This window comes from Mesobacillus sp. QJM3NY_10 (genome assembly GCF_056173465.1).
This window is the reverse complement of record NZ_CM149675.1, coordinates 1,256,534-1,278,712: the sequence shown is the minus strand read 5'-3', so window position 1 is coordinate 1,278,712 and position 22,179 is coordinate 1,256,534. Positions and strand designations below refer to the sequence as shown.

Here is a 22,179-nt window from a genome sequence, read left to right as displayed (position 1 = left end):
TCTAAAATGACCAAATGAGAAAAACGGTCAATGTGTCAAAAATTAATTTATCATATCTTTTACACTATGGCAAGCGTGTGTACTGTGAAAACAAAAATAAAAAACCCTAAAAGGGTTTTTTATCAGTTAAGCTTTAAGAATGCCAGAATCTTTTCAACAGCGGCTTCTCCCTGGTCGATGCAGTCCGGAAGGCCGACTCCTTCATAGGAACTGCCGCCAACGAAGACACCTGGAAGCTCACCGGCCAGGTCATTCTTCAGATTCGCGACCCTTTCCTTATGTCCGACGGTGTACTGCGGCATTGACTCTTTCCATCGGGAAACTACGGCAAACTCAGGTTCTGTCTGGATATCCATCGTTTTATTTAAATCCTCAAGAGCAATCTTGATGATTTCATCGTCCGAAAGCTCGACAATTGCCTCGTCCCCCGGCCTGCCGACATAAAGACGGAGCAATACTTTTCCCTCAGGAGTAGTATGGGGCCATTTTTTATGTGTCCAGGTGCAGGCAGTGATTGTGTAGTCACTGTTCCGCGATACAACGAATCCAGTACCATCAATATCTTCTTTTATGACACTTTCCGGGAATGCCATCGCAACTGTAGCCACCGATGTCGAGGGCATATTCCGGAAAGGATCAAAAATATGTTCATGATTTGAGAACATATGCAAGGCAGCTTCATGTGGGGCCGATACCAAGATACTATCTGCGTCCAGTATTTCCCCGCTGCTCAGCCTCATCCGGTAACCATCTTCTTGTTTGCTTACTTTATCGACCCGGATCCCTTTTATCACAGAACCTGGTTCGAGCTTCGACTCAATGGCATCGACAAAAGATTGCAAACCTGAAGTCACGGTCAGGAACATTCCTTTTTTCTTTGACTGGCCTGTTTCGGCAGGCTTCTTTTTCGCCGAGGGAGTCGTTTTCTTTGTACCAAGAATCAGGCTCCCGTATTTCTGTTCAACCTGATAGAATTGCGGGAAAGTTGATAGTAGACTCATGTTATCAATATCCCCGGCATAGATTCCGGAGAGCAGAGGTTCGATCAGATTTTCAACGACTTCATCCCCAAGCCTGCGACGGAAAAACTCACCTAGTGACTGGTCTCCTTTCACCTTGGAAGGTGGCATGAAGAAGTCTCCTGCAGCCCGGAACTTGCCTGGCCATGAAAACAGGCCGGTTGTGACAAAGGGGCCTATTTGTGTAGGGATCCCCATCACTGCACCGCCAGGCATAGGGTGGAGCTTGTCCTTCACTAACACATACGCTTTTCCGGTACTGTTATTGACTAGTTTATCCCCTAAGCCAACTTCCCTGGCGAGTCGTCCTGCACTCTCTTTCCTCTCAAGGAATGAATCTGGTCCTCTTTCAATCACAAAGCCATCTTTAACATATGTCTGCATTTTCCCGCCAACACGGTGAGAGGCTTCGACCAATTTCACATCAAGCGGAAGCTGGTTCTCCCTGGCATGCTTTTGCAAATAGTATGCAGCTGACAAACCAGTTATGCCGCCCCCAACGATTACAACTTTCTTCTTTTCCTTCACGGTAAATCGCCTTCTTTAAGTAGTTTAGCGAGGCTCTTTTCGTAAACTTTTTTGCTGTCTCAGCCTGTATGAATGATATCTTAATTTTGAAGTCTCCTCGAAAAGAGCAATGATACCATTCTTGATGCGGTTTACAGAACATGTACGAAAAGCCGCAATTATTGCCAAAACAGCCTAATTTGAAGTTGACAGCTTCTTAAAAATCACATCTGCCAATGCATCAATAAATTCAGGCTCTGTATTTGGCATTGCCGGCCTGTAATAGCTGGCCCCGATCTCATCCGTTACGATCTTGCATTCATAATCATTGTCATATAGTACTTCCAGGTGGTCGGAAACAAATCCAGCCGGCACATAAACAAAGGCTTTATATCCATTTGCCTCGAACAGGTCTCTCGTCAAGTCCTGGACATCTGGCCCTAGCCATGGCTCAGGTGTGTTTCCTGCACTTTGCCAGCCAACCTCGTAATTTTTCACATTTGCCTGGTTTGCGATCATATCAGCTGTTTCTTTTAATTGTTCAGGATACGGATCCCCCATTTGGAGAATCTTCTCCGGAAGGCTGTGGGCCGAAACGATCAATACTGCGTTCTCGCGCTCATCAGCAGGCATGTCAGCAAATATATTACTTACTCTGTCTGACCAGTACTTAATAAATTTCGGCTCGTCATACCACTGTTCTACCGATACAATTTCTGGTCCGCCCAATTTTGCCGCTTCTTCCTTGGCGCGTCCATTATAGGATTTCACGCTGAAGGTCGAGAAGTGAGGAGCCAGTACAATGCTAACCGCTTCTTCAATACCATCATCATGCATTTGCTTGACTGCATCCTCGATGAACGGCTCGATATGCTTTAGACCGAGATACATCTTGAATTCAATGTCATCCTGAATGCTGTTCAAATGCTGTTCAAGCTTCTCGCCTTGCGCAACGGTAATTTTCGCAAGTGGAGAAATACCGCCAATTGCTTCGTAACGCTGTTTTAAGTCCTCAAGCATTTCCGGTGACGGAGTGCGTCCGCGGCGGATATGTGTATAATATCGTTCAATATCTTCTTCTTTGTAGGGTGTGCCATATGCCATCACAAGCAAACCCATCTTTTTCTTCGTCATGATTGCACCTCTTTTTCGTGTCTCTAAGCTTCTATTCTGCCAAAAACCAGACCATTTTACCAAATGTAATGCTCTGAAGCAGTATAGAGACTATTTGCCTAGTTTCGAGGCAGAATACTCATGGATAAAAGCAGTCAGCTTTTTCAATGTTTCCGGGTTCACTGATGGGAATACACCATGCCCTAGGTTGAAGATGTAGCCTGGTTGTGCCATGCCCTGATCAAGGATACCCTTGGCCTTTTCTTCGATTACTTCCCAAGGTGCAAGCAGGATTGCAGGATCGAGATTTCCCATGACGGTTTTCTGGATTCCAAGCTCGCGAGCCTCACTGATTTGTAGACGCCAATCTAATCCAACAACATCTAGCGGAAGTTCGTTCCATTCCATGGCAAGGTGGCTTGCTCCAACACCAAACATGATCAATGGAACATTTTCTTTCTTCAGTTCAGAAAAAATCCTGTTCATGACTGGCTTGATGTAAGTTCGGTAATCCTGAACATTCAGCGCACCTACCCATGAATCAAAAATCTGGATAGCTTTTACTCCAGCCTTGATTTGTGACTTCACATATGTAATCACCATATCGCCAAGCTTGTCCATCAGTGCGAACCAGGCTTCTGGCTGTGCGTACATGAATGCCTTAGTCTTGTTGTAATTCTTTGAAGGACCGCCTTCGATCATATAGCTTGCAAGCGTGAACGGTGCTCCTGAGAAGCCGATCAATGGTACTGACAACTGTTCTTCTGTAAGAAGTTTGATCGTGTCAAGTACGTAAGGAATATCAGATTCAGGGTTAATCGTACCCAACTTTTCAACATCAGCGAATGTTTTTACTGGATTGGAAATGACAGGTCCGATGCCTGATTTAATTTCAACATCCACTCCCATAGCTGGCAGTGGTGTCATGATGTCCTTGTAAAGGATCGCCGCATCTACTCCATATTGCTCAACAGGCAGCCTTGTCACATAAGCACAAAGTTCAGGCTGGTGCGTAATCTCGAATAAAGAATATTTTTCCTTGATCTCTCTATATTCAGGCTGGGACCTTCCAGCTTGTCTCATATACCAGACAGGAACGTAATCTGTTGCTTCTCCTCTGGCTGCTTTTAAAAATGTATCGTTAATGATCTTGCTCATTAGGGGAAATCCACCTTTCAATAATGTCTGTATTCCATTGTAATATAAAAGGAATAAAATAAAAAACAACTATTTTCCGAATCGGCTTCGCGATAGCCTGCTTAGTTGATACAAAAAAACAAACTATATACACTATATCGTTTTTGTCAGCCGATTTCATAGCAAACGCTTTAAATTGTTAAAAATTTGACGAATTTTGCTTTTACTTCCTCAATAAAAGGGAAAACAGATGATAGCTTGGGTTTATCAGCATACAATTAGTATAATAGAAGCAAAGCATTTTTATTTAAAACGAGGTGAGAAAATGAATCTATATATTACGTCAGGAACTCCAGATTTTTTAATGAAGTTGAAAGAAAAGCATCAAGGTGAAAACATGATATTGATGAACAATAATGAGTCGTCGCTCCTTGTCCACGAGTCTGACAAGAAAACATTGTTCAGTTCACCAAGGAAGTATGAGGTGATTGATTCCGCTGGTTCACTTGACCATGAAGGATTCGCTGTTTTCAACAATATTCCAGTAACAGATGAAGGCCGGCCCCTTTTTGAAGACCGATTTTTGAACAGGCCGAGGCTGATAGAGAATGAACCAGGTTTTATCGCAATCCGCGTTCTTCGTCCCTTAAGCTCCAACACATATATCATTTTGACAATCTGGGAAAATGAAGGGGCATTCGAAAACTGGCAAAAATCGAAGGCTTACGAGAATGCGCACAAAAAACGCGGCACAGAAGCAGGAATAGACGGTGCACGGCCGAATATTTTTGAGAGCGCATCATACGTATCGAAATACTATATAGAAAAGTAGAAGAAGGGAGGGGCATGAGGCACCCTCCCTTCTTTTATGTCGTTTTAATCAAACCGTTTCTGTTAGCATAAATCGCTGCCTGCGTCCTGTCTGATAAACCGAGTTTACCCAGAATGTTCGAAACATGGGTTTTGACCGTTTTGACACCGATGAATAACTCCTCACTGATCTGCTGGTTTGTCATTCCTTCACCAATACATTTCAGCACATCTAGCTCTCGTTCTGTCAGTTCATCATGTGGCTTACGCTCCTGCGGCCTAAGTCTTTTCATCATCCTATTGGCCACTTTTGGTTCAATGACCGTTTCCCCTCTTGAGGCTTTTTCAATCGCCTTGATGACTTCAGATGCGGACGCTGTTTTTAGCATATAGCTAAATGCTCCTGCCTCGATGGCCGGAAAAACCTGTTCATCGTCATAAAAGCTAGTGATAATGATGATTTTACATTCTGGATAAAAACTTAGTATCTCCCTGGTTGCATCAATCCCCGATCCATTCTCCATTAACAAGTCCATCAGGACAACATCCGGTTTCGTTTCCTTTACAAGTGAAACTGCCTTTTTTCCACCATCCGCCTCACCGACAATCTCGATTGCTGGTTCAGTCTCCAAATAGAAAATGATGCCTTTTCTGACCATTTCATGATCATCTACTACGACAACCCTGATTTTCCCCATTACTCTTCCCTCCTCAAAGCAGGTATCCGTATTTCAATATATGTTCCTTCGTTTGCTTTTGAACGAATATTATATGTACCGCCAATTTGTTCGCACCGTTCCCTCATCGTCTTAAGGCCGTATGATGCCATCTTTTCTTCATGGATGTCGAAGCCCTTACCATCGTCACCGATATACAGATGGATATATCGGTTCTCTTCTGCAAGCACCAATTTCACCTTGGTCGCATCGGCATGCCGCAGGATATTTGATAGTGCTTCCTGAACAATCCGGAATATATGCTCTTCTGCAGCTTGCGAAATATGTTCGATTTCATCAACACTAGCTTCGAATGCCAGATTCGTTTTTTGCTTCAGTTCCCTGATTAGTTTAATGATTCCTTCACACAAGCTCTCCCCACTCAATTGGACAGGCCTTAGATGAAGAAGAAGAGCCCTCATTTCCCCCTGTGCTTTGCCCGCTATCTCAGATATTTGCTCCAGCTGCTTCCTGGCCTTCTCTGGGTCCTGGTCAAAACATCTTAGTGAAGCAGATGACATCATGCTGAGCGCGAATAGCTGCTGGCTGACTACGTCATGCAGATCCCTGGCGAGCCTCTGTCTTTCCTCCATGGTTGCGGCGGACTTTGCCGTCTTTGATAGCTCCGTTTTTTCTTCTGCAAGCCGCTGCAATGAATGAACCTGGTCCTGGAGGTATTCAGATAACTGATTGAGCTCCTCGGAAATGAGTCCGATTTCATCTTTTTCATCCGTTTGGATTCTTTCCGTGAATTTGCCTCTGCGCAAAGTAGCGATGAATAGTAATATATCGCCAAGACGTCCTTTGATTACGTAGCTTCCTCGTAAACTGAAGTAAAATCCGACTGCTGCCATAATGACAAAGCTATATAGCCAAAACCAGAACGTCATCGTAGTCGAAAGGCCGCTGTCAGGCACCAGGAATAGAAAGATTTGAAGACCGATGAAGAGGATGAGAGAAGTTATGAAAGCCATCATCAAGAACGTTTGGATAAACCATAAGCGGATACTTGTCATTTGCTGCTTCCCCCTACACCCGATCAATCCTGACAGAACCGATCTTCAATTCGATTGTGATGTTTAATTTCCTTACTGCATCATCATAATCATCCGATTTATAAGCTACTACATGTTTTATTTGCTCCTGAGCATAATCGAACAGCTTTACTTCACCGACGCCTATGACAGCATCAATCTTTACAGGCACATCCTCGGGAATGAGCATTTTCACTTCACCAACCCAGCCGCGCACCCTAATCGGCGTCTCCCTGTCAGGAATGAAGCCTTTACTGAAGTCTATAAAATATTCACCGACCATATTGTATAAATCCATTGGTTCGACTGCCCAGTTTTGCTTTTTGAATGTCACCTGGCCAATCGACACCCCCCGTATCTTCTTTAAGGTAGTTTCGGGAGCCGGGATTTTATCAATCTGCTTCGCTGATGGAAAATCCGTTTGGTAAATTACTTTTATTTTCTTATTCCTAAACAGCATCGCTAATCCAAAATTAATCAGCAATAGAGGCCAAAGTTTCCACACATCAAGAAATTCAAAGGCAATCAAGCCAAAGCGGTCCATGATCAGCAAGGATGAAAATAGGACGATGAATGACCCCCAGCCAAACTGTCTCTGCAGTAAGACTACTAATCCATACACTATTAATAAAAATGGATAGGTTACGACAAAAAGCTCTTTTATTTCCAAGGAAATGACACCTAAATTGACTAACAGAAGAATAACTCCTAAGCCTGATAGTATGACAGCCGCAGCTATCTGATTCATCGATCGTGTACGCAAAAGTTCCCCCTTCTTTCTTCCTATCATAATCACTTATTCTTTTCCTGCTGGGAAAACCCCTTTTTTATGCTGGTTTTTTTAGATTTGAATTTATAGCTTCATATTAAAATATGGCTCGGCATTTTTCGCCCCTCTGGAGAAGCTTTTCCTCTCCGTCTCGAGACCGAGAAAAAATTCTCTGATACCGCTCACACCTTTCCGCGGCCATCATATCCTGTAGTACTCAATTAGGAAATTTGCCTATATAACCCAAAGGTACACAGCATGTCATTTAGAAAGGAGGATTATTCCATGATCATAGAATTAACGGCACTTCATTGGATATATGTTTTATTCATTTTCCTGATTATCGGTTTCATGGTCATGAAAAGAGACACAACCCTTATATCAATTATCGGTATCTTTTTATTGGCAATTGTCGCAACGGGATCTTTGAGTGGATCGGTCAGCAGTATATTCAATAGCTTCATATATGCGATTACCGAGCTTTTGCCTACTATTCTTGTTATTTCGATTATCGTGGCGATGAGCAGGACACTTACAGTGACCGGAATCAATGATGCGATGATATCCCCGTTTGCAAAGCTGATCAAAACACCGGCGCTGGCTTATTGGACGATTGGCATTGTCATGATGGTCATATCCTGGTTCTTCTGGCCTTCCCCGGCCGTGGCCTTGATGGGAGCTGTTCTTTTACCGGTTGCTGTCAGAGTCGGACTGCCTGCGCTAGGGGTAGCCGTCGCAATGAACCTCTTTGGGCACGGAATCGCCCTGTCCGGTGACTTTGTCATCCAGGCTGCTCCAAAACTTACTGCAGATGCAGCAGGCATTCCTGTCAGTTCGGTAGTCCAGGCCAGTATCCCGCTGGTCATTGTGATGGGTGTAGTCACAACGGTCACCGCTTTCTATCTATTAAAAAGAGATATGAAAAACGGGACACTAAAAGGTGGCGGCGCGCTTGAAGTTGAAATGGATCATACAAGTGACCCCAGCTTGCTATCAGCCGGTGCCAAGAAATTTTTCGCCATCCTGATACCGGTTTTATTTGCTGTAGATGTCGCCGCAATGTCCATTCTTGACTTGCAAGGAGGCGACGCAACTGCGCTCGTTGGCGGGACTTCGATTTTCATTCTTCTTCTCATTTCACTCGCAGCACATAAGAACAAAGGTCTTGAAAAAACGACTAGCTATCTGATCGAAGGATTTCAGTTCGGCTTTAAGGTTTTTGGTGCAGTCATTCCAATCGCAGCATTCTTCTATCTTGGTGATTCAGGCTTCACAAAAATTATCGGCGAGTTCCTGCCAAAAACTTCTCAGGGCATTGTAAATGACCTCGGCGTGGCGCTGGCTTCTGTCGTGCCACTCAGTGCTGAAGTTGGAGCCGTGACCCTCACTGCTGTCGGGGCAATTACCGGCCTCGATGGATCGGGCTTTTCCGGAATTTCACTTGCCGGATCGGTAGCTGCGATTTTCTCGACTGCCATAGGTGCAGGAGCCGCTACTCTGACCGCTCTTGGTCAAATTGCTGCCATATGGGTCGGCGGCGGCACCCTTGTTCCATGGGCATTGATTCCGGCAGCCGCAATTTGCGGAGTGGATCCGTTTGAACTAGCAAGAAGGAATCTGCTTCCGGTTACAATCGGGCTGATTGTCACCACGATTGTGGCAATGTTCCTGATTTAAAATACTGGATGCCATTACATGGCTCCATTTATATACGAAGCTTCCTTTATGGGAGCTTCTTTTGCTATGAAGCTAAAATGTTTTTATTCTATTTATGTGCTATAATTATTTAAATTATCAAACTATTTTACATAAGGAGATGAACCAATTGCAGGATCAGCTTTTAAAAAAAATAGAAAACCTTTATCCGGAAATGGTGGAAATCCGCCGTTATATGCACCAACATCCTGAATTGTCTTTCCAGGAAGTGAACACAGCACAATATATCCAATCGTATTACGAAAAACTTGGAGTTGAGGTCCGCGCCCATGTGGGCGGCAACGGAGTGGTTGCAAAAATCCATGGTGCAAAGCCAGGAAAAACGGTCGCACTTAGAGCTGATTTTGATGCCCTGCCTATACAGGACGAGAAAGATGTTCCATATAAATCATTAGTTCCAGGTGTGATGCATGCGTGCGGCCATGATGGACACACAGCGACATTATTAGTGCTTGCAAAGGTACTATATGAAGCCAGGGAAACTTTGCAGGGAACGTACGTGATGATTCACCAGCATGCTGAGGAGTACGCTCCAGGCGGCGCAATTTCGATGATCGAAGATGGCTGCCTTGAAGGCGTGGATGTGATTTTCGGTACCCATCTGTGGGCAACTGAGCCAACAGGAACCATCCAATACCGGATTGGACCAATCATGGCAGCAGCTGACCGATTTGAAATAGCAATCCAGGGAAAGGGCGGACACGGTGCACAGCCGCATAAGACAAAGGACGCCATTGTTGCTGGAGCGCAGCTTGTTTCGACCTTACAGCAAGTTGTCAGCAGACGCGTCGATCCTGTCGATTCCGCAGTTGTGACCGTAGGTTCATTCGTGGCAGAAAATGCCTTTAATGTAATTGCCGATAAAGCAAAGCTGATTGGTACAGTCAGGACATTCAACGAATCAACCCGGGATTTCATCGCAACGGAAATTGAAAAAGTAGTCAACGGCACTTGTCTGGCAACAGACTGCACATATGATTACCTCTATGAAAAAGGCTATCCAGCCGTCGTCAACCATGCAGCAGAAACTGAATTCCTGATTGACTGTGCAACTAAAGTAACGGAAGTGACAAAAATAGAAGAAAGTGCCCTTCAAATGGGCGGTGAAGATTTCGCCTACTATCTGCAGAATGTTAAAGGTACCTTCTTCTTTACCGGAGCTAAGCCTGAAACTGATGGATCGTATCCGCATCATCACCCAAGATTCGATTTTGATGAAAAAGCGATGGTCATAGCCGCAAAAACTCTTTGCGCAGCCGCACTCAACTATCAAATAAAGGAACAAACCAAACACGAAAAAAGTGAGACATTAGCTTAAAAAACAAAAAGCGCAAGCGCCTCGTTCAGCCCCGACAAGCGCTGGAGGGCCTGACAGTGAAGTCGTTCTTTGACTTCATTGGCAGGACCGAAGCGTCTCGAGGGGCTAGGCGCTAGAGCTAGATTAAGAACACCCTAAATAAGTCACCACAACATAATTATTTGATGATGCAAAACACCTCCGCATTTTATAGTTGCGGAGGTGTTTTCAGGATCCTTATCCTATAGGCATTCATCGCTGTTTCACCTAGCTGGTCGAGCAGATTGTAATTTGCGTAAGCTCCTACAACAGCCCCAATACCTGGCATTAGCTGCAGCATTTTGGCAAAGTCGATATAGTCTCTGTATTCCTGCTGAAATTGCTGCCAATCCAGCTCCGACAATTCAGCTTTTCTTGCTTCCCAGTTCTCAATCAAGTCCAGCGTCTGCTTTCGATGCTCATCACTTGAAAAAGCCAGCTGGAAAACATAAAGGATAAAAAGCCTTTCTTCATATCTTGAAGGGTCATAACCATATACAGATGCAGCCTCGAAAAGAAATTTCATTTTAATCGATAAAAGCAAAGGAAAATCCGCCATTCCGAGCAGTATGCCCCCGGCTCCAGTTCCGGCCCCTTCCACAGCCGCCGTCCTCTTATATGCAGACAGCTTTTTATGAAGCTCCTGGTCTTTCTCAGCAAGTGAAAGCCCTGTTCCCTGCTGCTTTTTCGTCGTGTAATTTGATCCCGCCAGAGTCGCCTTGACCATGTTCTTAATACTTTCCGTCAAGAATTGATGTACTCTGTCTGGAATCAACTGATTCACTTTCGTCTGCGCTTTCTTTGAAGCACGAGCCAAAAGGCTTGAACGTTTATTCAGCTTTCGCTTCCAGGTGAGAACCTCTTCATAAGCCTTCAATTCATAATCATTCAATGTTTTCACCCCTTGTTTTTTACTATTACGTCTCAAACACAAAAACGATTCAAAAAAATCCTTTTCATAAAAGCTTAAGGCGATTACGAAAAGGATTTCAAAATTATGATTTAAGCTTACTCTGACTGTAAAAATAAACAAAGAACAGTGAAAATGCGATTCCAGCAGCCAATACGATTGCTCCTAATATCAAATCCCCTTTAATGAAAACTGTCCCTGCAAAAACAGCTGCCTGAAAAATCATTATTCCCAGCAACAGGCTCGTAAAGGATTTTTTTCTTGAATTCTCTGGTACAGGATACAGACCGACCCAGAGTTTGTTTTGGTGATGATTCCATAAAGGCAAAAGCTGAAACCCTGTCAAATACATGAAAAGCAAAGCAAACAAAATTTGTCCTGGCCCATATGATAGGAAATAAAGCGCTGCTCCTCCTATCAATGTTAGGCGGACAAGCAAGCCGAAATAATCCCCGGATCTTGCGAAGGTCCTTAAGTAAAGATGGCTGAAGGCCAGGTCCTGCTTGTATGGAATGATGTTAACGAGCCAATCAAGCCATTTTCTTCTTTTCGTGCGGTCTCGCAGCTTTGGAACATCCGTAAACATATTGGCCACACGGTAAAAGGCATTCATCCGCCGTTCTTCGTCCTCGATCAACTGCTCCCACTTCAAACCTTTGTCATTTGTCTGCTTTTTATAGTAAAAATACAGCATGATTAAGACAGCAGCTGGAACGGCTGCAAAAAATAGCTGCGCTCCTGAAAAGATAAAATACAAAAGAACGACATTAATACAAAAACGAATGATGCTATCCGTCAATTTTACGTTCTTCTCGATAAAATACTGTACATTCCAGCGAATCAATATATTGATCCATTTTACCAGAATGAGTGCGATTAAAAGGATGAAAAAAGATTTGAAATCGGCACCATGTATTTTTACATGGAGAGGCATCAATACCGCGAGTACAAGCAGCAATAAATAAGACTGCAGGCTCAGGCTGAAAGTGATCGATTTCCGGAAATAGTCATCCAATCTGGTTTCAAGTGGCAATAAAAATATTTTATCCGCCTCGGTCAAAAAAGTCTGGATTGGACTATATGTAAGAATGGCAGCAAGAACCAAGGCGATGATCCACGCTGCCGGGAAATCCGGCTTCAGCGTTTCAATCCACTCTTGATAGTAAAAAGCCGCCGTTCCCAATAAAAACAGGACGACAATCACTAAATGGCCATTAAAAATGTATCGCAGGTAGCTTCCGGTTTCCTTGGCAAAAGTACCGAAACGCTCCTTCCATAAGTGCTGCGGATTAAACATAGTCTTCTTCCTTCGTCAGTTGGATATACAGGTCATCCAGTGTTGAGCCAGGCATTTGGAATTGGTCCCTCAACTCTTCAAGCGTCCCATGCGCCCTGACCTCTCCATTATGAAGAATGACAAAACGATCGCAATAACGTTCGGCCGTTGCAAGAATATGCGTCGACATCAATATGCCAGCCCCATTTTCCTTCATCTTATCCATCAAATCCAACAAGGATTGAATCCCAAGTGGATCAAGACCGACAAATGGTTCATCGACGATATAAAGTGAAGGTTGTACCAAAAATGCGCACATGATCATTACCTTTTGTTTCATCCCTTTTGAAAAATGGGCAGGAAACCATTTTAGCCTTTTACTCATCCTGAATTCCTTCAATAAAGCATCTATTCGCTGTTCATATTCTTTTTCCTCAAGACCATAGGCCATTGCTGTCAGCCGCAGATGCTCCTCAAGCGTCAATTCATCATAAAGAATAGGCGTTTCAGGCACAAAGGTGAACTGCTTTCTATATTCCTCCTTGCCTTCCAAAAAGGTTCTGCCATTAATTTTAATATCACCCTTATGAGGCTCCATCAAGCCGATCACATGCTTGATTGTCGTACTTTTTCCAGCACCGTTCAGGCCAATCAATCCAACGATTTCATTACTATTGACGGTGAAACTCACATTTTTCAATACCGGATTCCTCGTATATCCACCGGTTACCTGGTTAATTTCCAATAAAGACATGAACAACGCCCTTCCAGTTCGTATTCTGTACCGTTATTTTAACAAATCCATATCCATTAGGAAAAGCTTCAACTAATTTCGAAACTTTTTCGCATATAAGCTTCCAATCGGGGCATCATAATTTATGAAGGGGTAACAAGCAATATTTCGAAATGAGGTGTCTGTTAAAGACATATTATTCGATATATAAGCACACTGATTTAAACGTTCAAAACAAGGGGATGGTTGCATTGCGCTACGTAAATGTTAACCCAGCCGTTCAGTAACATCACTCCACATTTTGAAATGAGGTGTGTGTCGCAGATCACTTCCCGCTTTATAAGTTGTGAAACCGATTAAAGCAGACAGGGGATGGTCCGATTGAACCAGGTACTGAATAACCCATCATTTTTATCATTCAAATGAATTGAAAATGAGGTGTTTATCAAAGGTAAACCTGCTGAGAACGTCAATGAACAGTAATTAGTTCCCCTTCAGGGACAGGATTCCAAGCGGATCCTGTCCTTTCTTTCTTTATGTTTATTGGTAAAATGTGATAAAATACCAGAAACATGAGCAATGGAAAGGGTGGTATAGATGAGCGATTGTATTTTTTGTAAAATCATTAACGGCGATATCCCATCAGCAAAAGTGTATGAAGATGAGAATGTCCTTGCATTTCTGGATATCAGCCAGGTAACGAAAGGACATACACTTGTCATCCCGAAGGTACATAAAGAAAATGTCTATGAGCTCACTGACGAGATTGCTGCGAATGTATTCAAGGCAGTCCCAAAAGTCGCTAATGCGATCAGGGCTGCATATGATCCTATCGGGCTGAATGTACTTCAAAACAACGGCGAAGCAGCTGGCCAATCAGTCTTCCACTTCCACATGCATTTGATTCCGCGCTATGGCAATGGTGATGGCTTCGGCGCTGTGTGGAAAACACATCAGGATCAATATACATCCGACGATTACCAAAAAATCGCCGCAGAAATAAATAGCAAGATTTAGACTTCCGCATTGCGGGAGTTTTTTTATTGGTGTTAAATTGAGGTTAAAGTTGATTTATTGGACATTTTGACTCCTTCTGCTATTGTAATGTCCATTAAACTCATCTTATTAGACATTTTGACTCCTCTTTATCATCGAAATGTCTATTAAACCTATCTTACTTAGACATTCGGGCTCCTCTTGCTCTTCAAATGTCTATTAAACCCCTCTTATTAGACATTTTGACTTCTCTTGCTCCTCGAAATATCTATTAAACCCATCTTATTAGACATTTTGACTCCTCTTGCTTATCGAAATGTCTATTAAACCCATCTTATTAGACATTTTGACTCCTCTTGCTCATCGAAATGTCCATTAAACTCATTTTATTAGACATTTTGACTCCTCTTGCTCATCGAAATGTCTATTAAACCCATCTTATTAGACATTTTGACTCCTCTTGCTCATCGAAATGTCTATTAAACTCATCTTATTAGACATTTTGACTCCTCTTGCTCATCGAAATGTCCATTAAACCCATCTTATTAGACATTTTGACTCCTCTTGCTCATCGAAATGTCTATTAAACTCATCTTATTAGACATTTTGACTCCTCTTGCTCATCGAAATGTCTATTAAACTCATTTTTTCAGGACTTACCTAGAGAACTCCTAAAACTAATTTAATTTTTCTGTAAACATTAGAATTCTGCTTGAATTTCTGGTAGCATGATGATAACTTTAACACATTAAAGACATACCGTAATTAAATTTTCGGGGGGATCCACATGAAACGAGCTCTCAATTTTAATGCTGGCCCGGCTGCTTTGCCTGAGGCAGTGTTAGCAAAAGCAGAAAAGGAAATGATGAATTACCAGGGCAGCGGCATGGGTGTGATGGAGCTTAGCCATCGCAGCAAGGAATTCGAAGAAATTAATGAACGTACAAAAATTCTTCTCAGGAATCTGCTCACCATTCCTGATGAATATGAAATTCTATTTCTCCAGGGTGGTGCAAGTCTGCAGTTTTCAATGGTCCCAATGAACCTGCTTGAGGAAGGATCGACTGCCAGCTATGTCTTGACCGGAACATGGTCAGAAAAAGCGTTGAAGGAAGCTCAGAAAGTTGGAAATGCCATGATAGCCGCATCTTCCAAAAATGCCAACTATAGATTTATCCCCAGTACTTCAGAAATCGACATTTCAGCTGAATCTTCTTATCTTCACATCACGACGAACAATACCATTTACGGAACCCAGTGGCATTCCCTCCCTGAGGATCTTGCTATTCCTCTGGTTGCTGACATGTCCAGTGATATTCTCAGCCGGCCTCTAAATCTATCATCATATGGACTCATTTATGCAGGTGCGCAGAAAAACCTGGGCCCATCCGGTGTCACAGTTGTCATCATTCATAAAGATTTGCTTAAACGTTCTAGATCAGGACTGCCTTCCATGCTCAATTATCAGGTCCATGCTGATTCACAATCACTTTATAACACTCCTCCTACTTTATCGATTTATCTTCTGATGCTTGTTCTTCAATGGGCAGAAGAGCTGGGCGGGGTAAAACAGCTCGAATTGCTTAGCAAGCAGAAATCGGCACTGCTTTATGATGCGATAGACAGAAGCGAAGGGTTCTATACCGGTCATGCCGAAAAAGGAAGCCGTTCACGAATGAATGTCACCTTTACACTCGAAAATGACAGCCTGGCTTCGTCCTTCCTCCATGAGGCGGAGGAATACGGCTTTATCGGGCTTGCCGGCCACAGGTCTGTCGGCGGCTGCCGAGCCTCGATCTATAACGCCGTTCCACTTGAAAACGTTGAAAAACTTGCTGACTTTATGAATCGATTCAGGAGCAGAAATTAACAGAATATTAATCCTTTACTCCATTAAAATATGTGTTATAATTGGAGAAAGCTTTTCGCTGCAGGCACAGAGAGCACTGCAGGAGGAGTACTAGTTAGCTAGAATAGCAGAGGAGAGATGAGAAATGAATACGAAGAATCTTGTAGCATTGTCACTTTTAGTGGGGATGGGAGCAGTCTTGCACGTCGTCGTACCCGGTTTTTTCCTAGGGATGAAGCCAGATATGATGCTGACAATGATGTTCCTTGGGATCATCCTGTTTCCTGACAAAAAGAGTGTACTATTGGTTGGAGCCGTAACTGGACTGATTTCAGGATTGACTACTACTTTCCCAGGAGGCCTTGTTCCGAACATCATTGATAAACCTGTTACTGCGTTTGTCTTTTTCGGGATCCTGCTGGCGCTGAAAAATTTCAAGTTTTCGATTTATACTGCAGCCGGCCTAACAGCGATTGGAACCATTGTGTCAGGAATCGTTTTCCTTGGTTCGGCATATTTCCTTGTCGGCCTGCCGGGACCGTTCACTGCGTTATTCGCAGCGGTTGTGCTTCCAGCAGCAGCATTTAACGCTGTTTTCATGGGCATTCTTTATCCTGTGGCAACAAACATTTTTAAAAGAGCAAGGCTCGCTGAAATCCATTAAAAAATATCTGCCCCTGTCTATTACGGACAGGGGCTTTGTTATGTCTATTAGAATGTATAAAATATAATCCCGATCAATAAAAAAATTGCTCCTCCCCCTGCCAGCGTTCCTGCTCTCTTCCGCAAAAGCGCCTTCGGAGGATACATACCTGGCTTCTTTAACGCAAGGAGATGATGGACGGCCCCCACAAAGAAAGCAACGCTGATGAGAAACACCACACTTGTAAAAATCTCGACTCCCCTCCTCTCCTTCCTGAACATGACCTTACTATATTTTTATGCCTGTTAATTTAAGGCTATGAAGCTAATAACGTTTATTTGTGCGAGAATAGGAAATTAAATATAGAAGAAAAGAGGAATCGCGATTCATTTGGAGAACATATACAGAAAAATCGATGAGGTGGTCAAAGCATGAATGCAAAAAAAGTTTTATCAGGAATGGTTATAGGTGGTGTCGTAGCAGGTATTACAACACTGCTAGCAACTCCAAAATCCGGATATGAAACGAGAAGAACTCTTATAGCCAATAAAAATGAATACATTGGATCCATTATGGATATAAAGGATTCCGCTGTTGAATTGAAAAATACAGTGGCCACTGCTTCAAAAGAAGGAAAAGAGTCTATCCAAACATTTATCACCGATGTAAAGACGGCTATCTTTGAGTGGAAGCTTGAAACCGAAGAAAACAAGAAAGGTCTTCAGGAAGATGTAATGGAACTTGAAGATACAATTAAAGACTTGGAAACTGAATTGGCGGCAGCTAATTCTAAAGAAAAATAATCAGGAATAATCCTTCCCCTTAAGTAAAATTTTTCCGGTGGGAAGGATTTTCTTTTTTTATCAAGAAAGATATATTATGCAAATGGCGTTTTTGTTAGGACAATGAAAAAATTTCATAAAAAAACCCCTGACTTTAGATGGAATTTAACAAATTCAAAAAATTTTGTAAATTTATATCTTTATTAATTTTTGTTTTATTGGCATAATGAAAATAGAAACAATAAAGTAGGTGATTATGAGAATGGGAGATAAAAATTATTCTATGAAAGAAGCAATGATATTTAGCCAGAGAATTGCCCAGTTGAGTAAGGCCCTTTGGAAGTCTGTTGAGAAGGACTGGCAGCAATGGATCAAACCATTCGACCTGAATATCAATGAGCACCATATTTTATGGATTGCTTATCATTTGAATGGAGCTTCGATTTCAGATGTGGCAAAATTTGGTGTCATGCATGTTTCCACTGCTTTCAACTTTTCCAAAAAGCTTGAGGAACGTGGTTACTTGAAGTTTTCCAAGAAGGAAAGCGACAAGAGAAATACGTATATCCAGCTTACGGAAGAAGGCGAAGGTATATTGCTCGCTTTGATGGAAAACTATGAGCCAGATACTAATGCCGTTTTTTCAGGAGCCATGCCACTGAAGGAACTATATGGAAAGTTCCCGGACATCATTGAAATCATGGCAATTGTCCGTAATATTTATGGCGATGACTTTATGGAAATATTCGAGAAATCTTTTTCGAATATCGACAGCAAGTTTTCTGATGAAGACGGTACACTTAAAAAAATAGATCCAGCCGAAAAGGAGTTTGCTTGATACTTAATGTATGATGCCACTCCAACAATAGAGGAAGGATAACCCCTCGGAGCTACAAACTTGTCCTCTTCCTCTGGCTGTAGTTTTTGGCTGGAGTCCAGCTGAAATCATCTTATAAAGCGGATGAATGAACATAAATCCCTCCGCTTTTTGTTCTTCCTATGGTTTGCTCATTCCCTCACATTCAAAAGCATGCTTACAGTTTGGCAAATCTTGATTTCAGTTATCTTCCTTTCAACCCTCCTGCACAAAATAACTAGCTATTGCCTTATCAAATAACTATCTTTTTCTTAAAATATTTGTTATTGTATTTAAGATAAAAAGATTGCTAAGGAGGGATTCTTCGATGATCTCCATTTTGTTCGTGTTTGTTCTTTTTGCTGCTTTCATTCTTTTCTATATAAATAAGCTTACAGATTCCCTCTGCATCCAGAAGGAAATACCTGAAGACAAACATGCGAAAATTTTCAGGACGATCAATATTTTAGTTACAATCTTGCTAATTTCATCTTTCGTTGAAATTTTGTATACGTGACTACATAGAAAAGCGTAAGCGCCTTGGTCAGCCCCGACAAGCGCTGGAGGGCTTAACAGTGAAGTCGCTCTTTGACTTCATTGGCAAGACCGAAGCGACTCGAGGGGTTAGGCGCTGGAGCTGGACATTTGTCGATGTAGAAATAATAAAATACCTATTACATAATTAAACGGTGAGGCTTCCCTCACCGCTTTTTATTATCAGAATTGATGAAGCTTTTTTAATGATTAAGGCATGCAGAAAGCATTGCCCCATCGATGTTTACAGCCAAGATGCACCGATGATGATTAACAGAATGAACAAGACAACGAGCAATGCAAAGCCGCCGCCATATCCGTGTCCTCCTCCAGACATTGAGGTTCCTCCTTTCTGCTTTAAGAACTTGCCTTAACATCGTAGTTTAGAAGTATGGGGGCCAAATGTCCCCCATACTCTTTACTCAGAGATTAAAGCCAAGCTGCACCCACGATGATTAACAGAATGAATAACACGACAATTAACGCGAAGCCGCCGCCGTATCCTGCACCCATATTAACACCTCCTTCCAAAGTGGTTATGATATCTTATTCAAGTAATGTCGTTTCCGCATAGGCAACTATCCTGCATTACTTGCTTTTTGTTGATTACAGGTAAGTTGCACCTACAACGATCAGCAAGATGAACAGGACAACGATTAACGCAAAGCCTGAATTATATTGGCCCATTATCAACTACCTCCTTTTTTCTCTTCTCTACATCCTATGCACCCTCGAACAAACGGTATAGATATTCGCCCATCTCAATAAATAACCAATAATATCCATTACTTATTTTTTGTAGAATATTGAAATTATGTTATAGTAGAGTTTGTGGTAAAAACGGCCACTAGAATTTTCTGTTTAGGAGATGTTCACCATGAAAAAAATGATAATTTCCCTCACGGTTGCAGCCGGAGTAATGGGATTAGGTGCATGCAGCAACGATAATGCTGATTCTTCAGAAGTCATCGTTGAGTCGAAGGCAGGCAACATTACTAAAGAAGAGCTTTATCAATCCATGAAAGAAAAGTATGGAGAGCAGGCACTTCAAGAGTTGCTTTACCAAAAAGTTCTTGCGGAAAATTATGAAGTGACTGATAAAGAGGTTGAGGAAAAAGTGGCCGAGCTTAAGGAAGAGCTTGGAGAGAACTTCGAGCTAGTTCTTCAGCAAAACCAGCTTAAAGACGAAGAAGAATTAAAAGAAGTCCTTAAAGACCAGCTTCTTATGGAAAAAGCTGCACTTAAAGATGTAAAAGTCAGCGAAGATGAAATTAAGAAGCGTTACGAAGAGTACAAGCCTGAAATTAAAGCAAGCCACATCCTTGTAGAAGATGAAAAGACTGCACAGGAAGTGAAGAAAAAGCTTGATGAAGGTGCAAAGTTTGAAGATTTAGCGAAAGAGTATTCTCAAGACCCTGGTTCAGCTGCACAAGGCGGAGACCTTGGATTCTTCGGCCCTGGCAAAATGGTGCCTGAATTTGAAGAGGCGGCTTACGCTCTTGAAGTAAATAAAATCAGCGAACCTGTACAATCACAGCACGGCTTCCACATTATTAAGGTGACTGAGAAGAAAGAAAAAGAATCTTACGAAAAAATGAAGAACGAGCTTGAGTATGAGTTGAAACTTGCTCAGCTAGACTCTAACAAGATTCAAGAGGTTCTAAAGCGTGAGCTTGATGCTGCTAATGTAAAAATCAAGGATAAAGACCTTAAAGGCGCTGCTGAATTCCCAGAAGCAGAAGCAGAAGCACAACCACAATAAGAAAAGCGGAAGCGCCTTGTCCAGACCCGACAAGCGCTGCCCGCCTTTAAACGCCACGTCCTGTGGCTGGCGGGTCTAGCACATCGTGTGCCTCGGAGGAACTGACAGTGAAGTCGTTCTTTGACTTCATTGGCAGGACCGAAATCGAAAAGTATAGCCGACTGCCCAGAAACGCAGAAACTGGAGACTCCGCGTCAGAAGCGCTTTTTGCTTCTGCCGGCGGAGTTGAAGTTTCGGAGTTTCTAGGAGGCAACACTAGACAAGCGTCTCGAGGGTCTAGGCGCTGGAGCTAGACAGTTATCAAAGTTGATATTATATAAATTCTGATATTATAGTGAAAAAACACTGGCTCCATTTTCTGGAGACCAGTGTTTTTTTATGCTTCCGCCGAATGTTCACGTCGTTCTTTTTCCCGCTCAAGACGCTTCATATAAAGCTCGCCTTCACGTTCTATGCTTTCCATTTCTTCTTTTCGTTCTTCTTTCCCTGTTTTCACTGCCATGAAGGCGCTGAATACGATCCCTGCTGCGACTGCTATTACCCAGATTGGAATTGACATTTTTTCATACCCTCCATTTAAAAGGTTGTCCAAATTGAACTCTTACAGTATTAATATGAAATTTAATCTTAAATATGCCTTAGGAGGTCAAAAAGATTAAAAACAAAAAGACCCCCCTCCATAGAATTGGAGTGAGGCCATTTTTGCTTTTACTTATGGAATACAGGCTTGTAAAAGGACCGGTTATCAAGCGCAAATACTCTTTCAGAGAACTCGCCTGGCTTAACCCTGGCAAGCGCGCGATCTAGCATATTCATTTTTGCATCAAGATTATCGATGTAATGCAGAATTTCTGCCTCTTTGATCATTGGCGGTTTCGGGCTTCCCCACTCCGCTTTCCCGTGGTGGGACAATACCATATGCTGAAGAATGACTACTTCCTCACCGCTGATGCCTAGTTCATCGGCTGCCTTGCCTATTTCATTGACCATGATGGATATATGACCGAGCAAATTCCCTTCAACCGTGTAAGTTGTTGAAATCGGGCCGGATAGCTCAAAGACTTTTCCTAAATCATGAAGGATAACCCCCGCATACAAAAGATCCTTATCAAGGCTTGGATATAGCGTTGCGATTGATTTCGCAAGGTCCAACATGGAGACAACGTGATACGCAAGTCCTGAAACGAATTCGTGATGGTTCTTTGTTGCCGCAGGATATTCCATAAATGCATTCATATGCTTTTTCAAAAGGTGTCTCGTGACCCTCTGGATATTAGGGTTTTTCATTTCAAAAATGTATTGGGTGAGCTTGCTGCTCATTTCATCCTGGCTGACAGGGGCTGTCTCAAGAAAATCAGATAGTTTGACAGAGTCAGCTGTCGAAGCTGGTCTGATTTGCCTGATCTTCAACTGGTTTCGTCCACGGTAATTCTGGATATCTCCCAGGACTTTTACAATGCTTTCAGCACTGTAAGTACTTTCATCTTCATCGGAAACATCCCAAAGCTTTGCTTCAATTTCCCCGCTCTGGTCCTGGAGGATGAGTGTCAAAAACGGCTTCCCATTGCTGGCAATCCCTTTTGACGAATGCTTGATCAATAAAAATACTTCTACCTGGTCCCCTGTTTCGTGATTCAAAATTCCTTTATTCATAGTTAACCGCCCTCTCCTCTCTGCAACA

General features: G+C 42.6%; 25 protein-coding genes. 10 read left to right on the top strand and 15 right to left on the bottom strand.

What is annotated here, in order from left to right; translation table 11 throughout:
* Positions 1–122 precede the first annotated feature (122 nt).
* The 3 genes from hemY to hemE all read right to left on the bottom strand — a co-directional run bounded on the left by hemY (position 123) and on the right by hemE (position 3,797).
* Positions 123–1,547: a protoporphyrinogen oxidase gene (gene hemY / locus AC0VX7_RS06435; RefSeq protein ID WP_475427152.1), complete on the bottom strand. Its 1,425-nt coding sequence runs from the start codon at positions 1,545–1,547 to the stop codon at positions 123–125.
* Between the two features lie 174 nt (positions 1,548–1,721).
* Entirely contained in the window at positions 1,722–2,660 is a 939-nt protein-coding gene (hemH, locus tag AC0VX7_RS06430; RefSeq protein WP_475427151.1) for a ferrochelatase, read from the bottom strand.
* A 90-nt stretch (positions 2,661–2,750) separates the two neighbouring features.
* Positions 2,751–3,797: a uroporphyrinogen decarboxylase gene (gene hemE, locus AC0VX7_RS06425; protein ID WP_475427150.1), complete on the bottom strand. Its 1,047-nt coding sequence runs from the start codon at positions 3,795–3,797 to the stop codon at positions 2,751–2,753.
* Positions 3,798–4,101: 304 nt separating this feature from the next.
* On the opposite strand from hemE, the gene AC0VX7_RS06420 reads away from it, so the two are divergent.
* Positions 4,102–4,608 carry an antibiotic biosynthesis monooxygenase family protein gene (locus AC0VX7_RS06420; RefSeq protein ID WP_475427149.1) on the top strand — a complete coding sequence of 169 codons (507 nt, stop codon included), beginning with the start codon at positions 4,102–4,104 and terminating at the stop codon, positions 4,606–4,608.
* A 34-nt stretch (positions 4,609–4,642) separates the two neighbouring features.
* On the opposite strand, the gene AC0VX7_RS06415 is transcribed toward AC0VX7_RS06420, so the two are convergent.
* From AC0VX7_RS06415 to liaF, 3 genes are read right to left on the bottom strand one after another with little or no spacing between them, the layout of a single operon-like run.
* On the bottom strand, positions 4,643–5,284 hold the full coding sequence (locus AC0VX7_RS06415) for a response regulator transcription factor (protein ID WP_475427148.1): 642 nt from the start codon (positions 5,282–5,284) through the stop codon (positions 4,643–4,645).
* Positions 5,284–6,318, bottom strand: a complete 1,035-nt coding sequence (locus AC0VX7_RS06410; RefSeq protein WP_215034571.1) for a sensor histidine kinase — start codon at positions 6,316–6,318, stop codon at positions 5,284–5,286. The genes AC0VX7_RS06415 and AC0VX7_RS06410 overlap by 1 nt, the downstream gene beginning before the upstream one ends.
* 13 nt (positions 6,319–6,331) lie before the next feature.
* A complete protein-coding gene (liaF, locus tag AC0VX7_RS06405; RefSeq protein ID WP_475427147.1) occupies positions 6,332–7,099 on the bottom strand; it encodes a cell wall-active antibiotics response protein LiaF in 768 nt (255 codons plus the stop codon).
* A gap of 291 nt (positions 7,100–7,390) precedes the next feature.
* On the opposite strand from liaF, the gene AC0VX7_RS06400 reads away from it, so the two are divergent.
* Together AC0VX7_RS06400 and AC0VX7_RS06395 are read left to right on the top strand one after the other, a co-directional pair.
* Complete coding sequence (locus tag AC0VX7_RS06400) at positions 7,391–8,782, top strand: hypothetical protein (protein ID WP_475427146.1); 1,392 nt, start codon at positions 7,391–7,393, stop codon at positions 8,780–8,782.
* Between the two features lie 193 nt (positions 8,783–8,975).
* Positions 8,976–10,139 carry a M20 family metallopeptidase gene (locus AC0VX7_RS06395; RefSeq protein WP_475428096.1) on the top strand — a complete coding sequence of 388 codons (1,164 nt, stop codon included), beginning with the start codon at positions 8,976–8,978 and terminating at the stop codon, positions 10,137–10,139.
* A gap of 187 nt (positions 10,140–10,326) precedes the next feature.
* Here the strand turns inward: AC0VX7_RS06395 and AC0VX7_RS06390 are convergent, their stop codons facing one another.
* The 3 genes from AC0VX7_RS06390 to AC0VX7_RS06380 form a co-directional block, all read right to left on the bottom strand.
* On the bottom strand, positions 10,327–11,049 hold the full coding sequence (locus tag AC0VX7_RS06390) for an EcsC family protein (protein ID WP_214908913.1): 723 nt from the start codon (positions 11,047–11,049) through the stop codon (positions 10,327–10,329).
* Between the two features lie 103 nt (positions 11,050–11,152).
* Positions 11,153–12,364 (bottom strand): ABC transporter permease, encoded by a 1,212-nt coding sequence (locus AC0VX7_RS06385; RefSeq protein ID WP_475427145.1) that lies wholly within the window; start codon positions 12,362–12,364, stop codon positions 11,153–11,155.
* Positions 12,357–13,097, bottom strand: a complete 741-nt coding sequence (locus tag AC0VX7_RS06380) for an ABC transporter ATP-binding protein (protein ID WP_475427144.1) — start codon at positions 13,095–13,097, stop codon at positions 12,357–12,359. Before AC0VX7_RS06380 ends, AC0VX7_RS06385 begins: the two co-directional genes overlap by 8 nt.
* A 576-nt stretch (positions 13,098–13,673) precedes the next feature.
* On the opposite strand from AC0VX7_RS06380, the gene AC0VX7_RS06375 reads away from it, so the two are divergent.
* The 3 genes from AC0VX7_RS06375 to AC0VX7_RS06365 all read left to right on the top strand — a co-directional run bounded on the left by AC0VX7_RS06375 (position 13,674) and on the right by AC0VX7_RS06365 (position 16,585).
* Positions 13,674–14,093 carry an HIT family protein gene (locus AC0VX7_RS06375; RefSeq protein ID WP_475427143.1) on the top strand — a complete coding sequence of 140 codons (420 nt, stop codon included), beginning with the start codon at positions 13,674–13,676 and terminating at the stop codon, positions 14,091–14,093.
* A gap of 766 nt (positions 14,094–14,859) precedes the next feature.
* Positions 14,860–15,942 carry a 3-phosphoserine/phosphohydroxythreonine transaminase gene (gene serC / locus AC0VX7_RS06370; protein WP_475427142.1) on the top strand — a complete coding sequence of 361 codons (1,083 nt, stop codon included), beginning with the start codon at positions 14,860–14,862 and terminating at the stop codon, positions 15,940–15,942.
* A gap of 124 nt (positions 15,943–16,066) precedes the next feature.
* Entirely contained in the window at positions 16,067–16,585 is a 519-nt protein-coding gene (locus AC0VX7_RS06365; RefSeq protein WP_475427141.1) for a tryptophan transporter, read from the top strand.
* A gap of 47 nt (positions 16,586–16,632) precedes the next feature.
* On the opposite strand, the gene yhzF is transcribed toward AC0VX7_RS06365, so the two are convergent.
* Positions 16,633–16,845, bottom strand: a complete 213-nt coding sequence (gene yhzF / locus AC0VX7_RS06360) for a membrane protein YhzF (protein ID WP_475427140.1) — start codon at positions 16,843–16,845, stop codon at positions 16,633–16,635.
* A 150-nt stretch (positions 16,846–16,995) separates the two neighbouring features.
* On the opposite strand from yhzF, the gene AC0VX7_RS06355 reads away from it, so the two are divergent.
* From AC0VX7_RS06355 to AC0VX7_RS06345, 3 genes are all read left to right on the top strand, one after another.
* Complete coding sequence (locus tag AC0VX7_RS06355) at positions 16,996–17,367, top strand: YtxH domain-containing protein (RefSeq protein WP_475427139.1); 372 nt, start codon at positions 16,996–16,998, stop codon at positions 17,365–17,367.
* Between the two features lie 241 nt (positions 17,368–17,608).
* Complete coding sequence (locus AC0VX7_RS06350) at positions 17,609–18,184, top strand: HTH-type transcriptional regulator Hpr (protein ID WP_215034589.1); 576 nt, start codon at positions 17,609–17,611, stop codon at positions 18,182–18,184.
* A 346-nt stretch (positions 18,185–18,530) separates the two neighbouring features.
* Positions 18,531–18,719 (top strand): hypothetical protein, encoded by a 189-nt coding sequence (locus AC0VX7_RS06345; protein ID WP_214705013.1) that lies wholly within the window; start codon positions 18,531–18,533, stop codon positions 18,717–18,719.
* Positions 18,720–18,980: 261 nt separating this feature from the next.
* Here the strand turns inward: AC0VX7_RS06345 and AC0VX7_RS06340 are convergent, their stop codons facing one another.
* The 3 genes from AC0VX7_RS06340 to AC0VX7_RS06330 form a co-directional block, all read right to left on the bottom strand.
* Positions 18,981–19,073, bottom strand: coding sequence for a YjcZ family sporulation protein (locus AC0VX7_RS06340; RefSeq protein WP_023615405.1), 93 nt, complete (start codon positions 19,071–19,073; stop codon positions 18,981–18,983).
* Positions 19,074–19,165: 92 nt separating this feature from the next.
* On the bottom strand, positions 19,166–19,249 hold the full coding sequence (locus AC0VX7_RS06335; protein WP_064503397.1) for a YjcZ family sporulation protein: 84 nt from the start codon (positions 19,247–19,249) through the stop codon (positions 19,166–19,168).
* Between the two features lie 93 nt (positions 19,250–19,342).
* Positions 19,343–19,423 (bottom strand): YjcZ family sporulation protein, encoded by an 81-nt coding sequence (locus AC0VX7_RS06330; protein ID WP_475428095.1) that lies wholly within the window; start codon positions 19,421–19,423, stop codon positions 19,343–19,345.
* 190 nt (positions 19,424–19,613) lie between these two features.
* On the opposite strand from AC0VX7_RS06330, the gene AC0VX7_RS06325 reads away from it, so the two are divergent.
* On the top strand, positions 19,614–20,498 hold the full coding sequence (locus tag AC0VX7_RS06325) for a peptidylprolyl isomerase (RefSeq protein WP_475427138.1): 885 nt from the start codon (positions 19,614–19,616) through the stop codon (positions 20,496–20,498).
* A 376-nt stretch (positions 20,499–20,874) separates the two neighbouring features.
* Here AC0VX7_RS06325 and AC0VX7_RS06320 read toward each other — a convergent pair whose 3' ends face one another.
* On the bottom strand, positions 20,875–21,057 hold the full coding sequence (locus AC0VX7_RS06320) for a sporulation YhaL family protein (protein WP_102261744.1): 183 nt from the start codon (positions 21,055–21,057) through the stop codon (positions 20,875–20,877).
* 149 nt (positions 21,058–21,206) lie between these two features.
* Positions 21,207–22,151 (bottom strand): 3'-5' exoribonuclease YhaM, encoded by a 945-nt coding sequence (yhaM, locus tag AC0VX7_RS06315; protein WP_475427137.1) that lies wholly within the window; start codon positions 22,149–22,151, stop codon positions 21,207–21,209.
* Positions 22,152–22,179 lie beyond the last annotated feature (28 nt).

What these genes read in the sequence shown, in the direction of transcription:
- AC0VX7_RS06365 (WP_475427141.1), top strand. Translation starts at nt 16,067, where the DNA reads ATGAATACGAAGAATCTTGTAGCATTGTCACTTTTAGTGGGGATGGGA.
- AC0VX7_RS06400 (WP_475427146.1), top strand. Translation starts at nt 7,391, where the DNA reads ATGATCATAGAATTAACGGCACTTCATTGGATATATGTTTTATTCATT.
- yhzF (WP_475427140.1), bottom strand. Translation starts at nt 16,845, where the DNA reads ATGTTCAGGAAGGAGAGGAGGGGAGTCGAGATTTTTACAAGTGTGGTG.
- AC0VX7_RS06335 (WP_064503397.1), bottom strand. Translation starts at nt 19,249, where the DNA reads ATGGGTGCAGGATACGGCGGCGGCTTCGCGTTAATTGTCGTGTTATTC.
- AC0VX7_RS06395 (WP_475428096.1), top strand. Translation starts at nt 8,976, where the DNA reads ATGGTGGAAATCCGCCGTTATATGCACCAACATCCTGAATTGTCTTTC.
- AC0VX7_RS06345 (WP_214705013.1), top strand. Translation starts at nt 18,531, where the DNA reads ATGATCTCCATTTTGTTCGTGTTTGTTCTTTTTGCTGCTTTCATTCTT.
- AC0VX7_RS06415 (WP_475427148.1), bottom strand. Translation starts at nt 5,284, where the DNA reads ATGGGGAAAATCAGGGTTGTCGTAGTAGATGATCATGAAATGGTCAGA.
- AC0VX7_RS06340 (WP_023615405.1), bottom strand. Translation starts at nt 19,073, where the DNA reads ATGTCTGGAGGAGGACACGGATATGGCGGCGGCTTTGCATTGCTCGTT.
- AC0VX7_RS06350 (WP_215034589.1), top strand. Translation starts at nt 17,609, where the DNA reads ATGGGAGATAAAAATTATTCTATGAAAGAAGCAATGATATTTAGCCAG.
- hemE (WP_475427150.1), bottom strand. Translation starts at nt 3,797, where the DNA reads ATGAGCAAGATCATTAACGATACATTTTTAAAAGCAGCCAGAGGAGAA.
- AC0VX7_RS06410 (WP_215034571.1), bottom strand. Translation starts at nt 6,318, where the DNA reads ATGACAAGTATCCGCTTATGGTTTATCCAAACGTTCTTGATGATGGCT.
- AC0VX7_RS06375 (WP_475427143.1), top strand. Translation starts at nt 13,674, where the DNA reads ATGAGCGATTGTATTTTTTGTAAAATCATTAACGGCGATATCCCATCA.
- AC0VX7_RS06320 (WP_102261744.1), bottom strand. Translation starts at nt 21,057, where the DNA reads ATGTCAATTCCAATCTGGGTAATAGCAGTCGCAGCAGGGATCGTATTC.
- AC0VX7_RS06385 (WP_475427145.1), bottom strand. Translation starts at nt 12,364, where the DNA reads ATGTTTAATCCGCAGCACTTATGGAAGGAGCGTTTCGGTACTTTTGCC.
- AC0VX7_RS06330 (WP_475428095.1), bottom strand. Translation starts at nt 19,423, where the DNA reads ATGGGCCAATATAATTCAGGCTTTGCGTTAATCGTTGTCCTGTTCATC.
- yhaM (WP_475427137.1), bottom strand. Translation starts at nt 22,151, where the DNA reads ATGAATAAAGGAATTTTGAATCACGAAACAGGGGACCAGGTAGAAGTA.
- serC (WP_475427142.1), top strand. Translation starts at nt 14,860, where the DNA reads ATGAAACGAGCTCTCAATTTTAATGCTGGCCCGGCTGCTTTGCCTGAG.
- hemH (WP_475427151.1), bottom strand. Translation starts at nt 2,660, where the DNA reads ATGACGAAGAAAAAGATGGGTTTGCTTGTGATGGCATATGGCACACCC.
- AC0VX7_RS06325 (WP_475427138.1), top strand. Translation starts at nt 19,614, where the DNA reads ATGAAAAAAATGATAATTTCCCTCACGGTTGCAGCCGGAGTAATGGGA.
- AC0VX7_RS06420 (WP_475427149.1), top strand. Translation starts at nt 4,102, where the DNA reads ATGAATCTATATATTACGTCAGGAACTCCAGATTTTTTAATGAAGTTG.
- AC0VX7_RS06355 (WP_475427139.1), top strand. Translation starts at nt 16,996, where the DNA reads ATGAATGCAAAAAAAGTTTTATCAGGAATGGTTATAGGTGGTGTCGTA.
- AC0VX7_RS06380 (WP_475427144.1), bottom strand. Translation starts at nt 13,097, where the DNA reads ATGTCTTTATTGGAAATTAACCAGGTAACCGGTGGATATACGAGGAAT.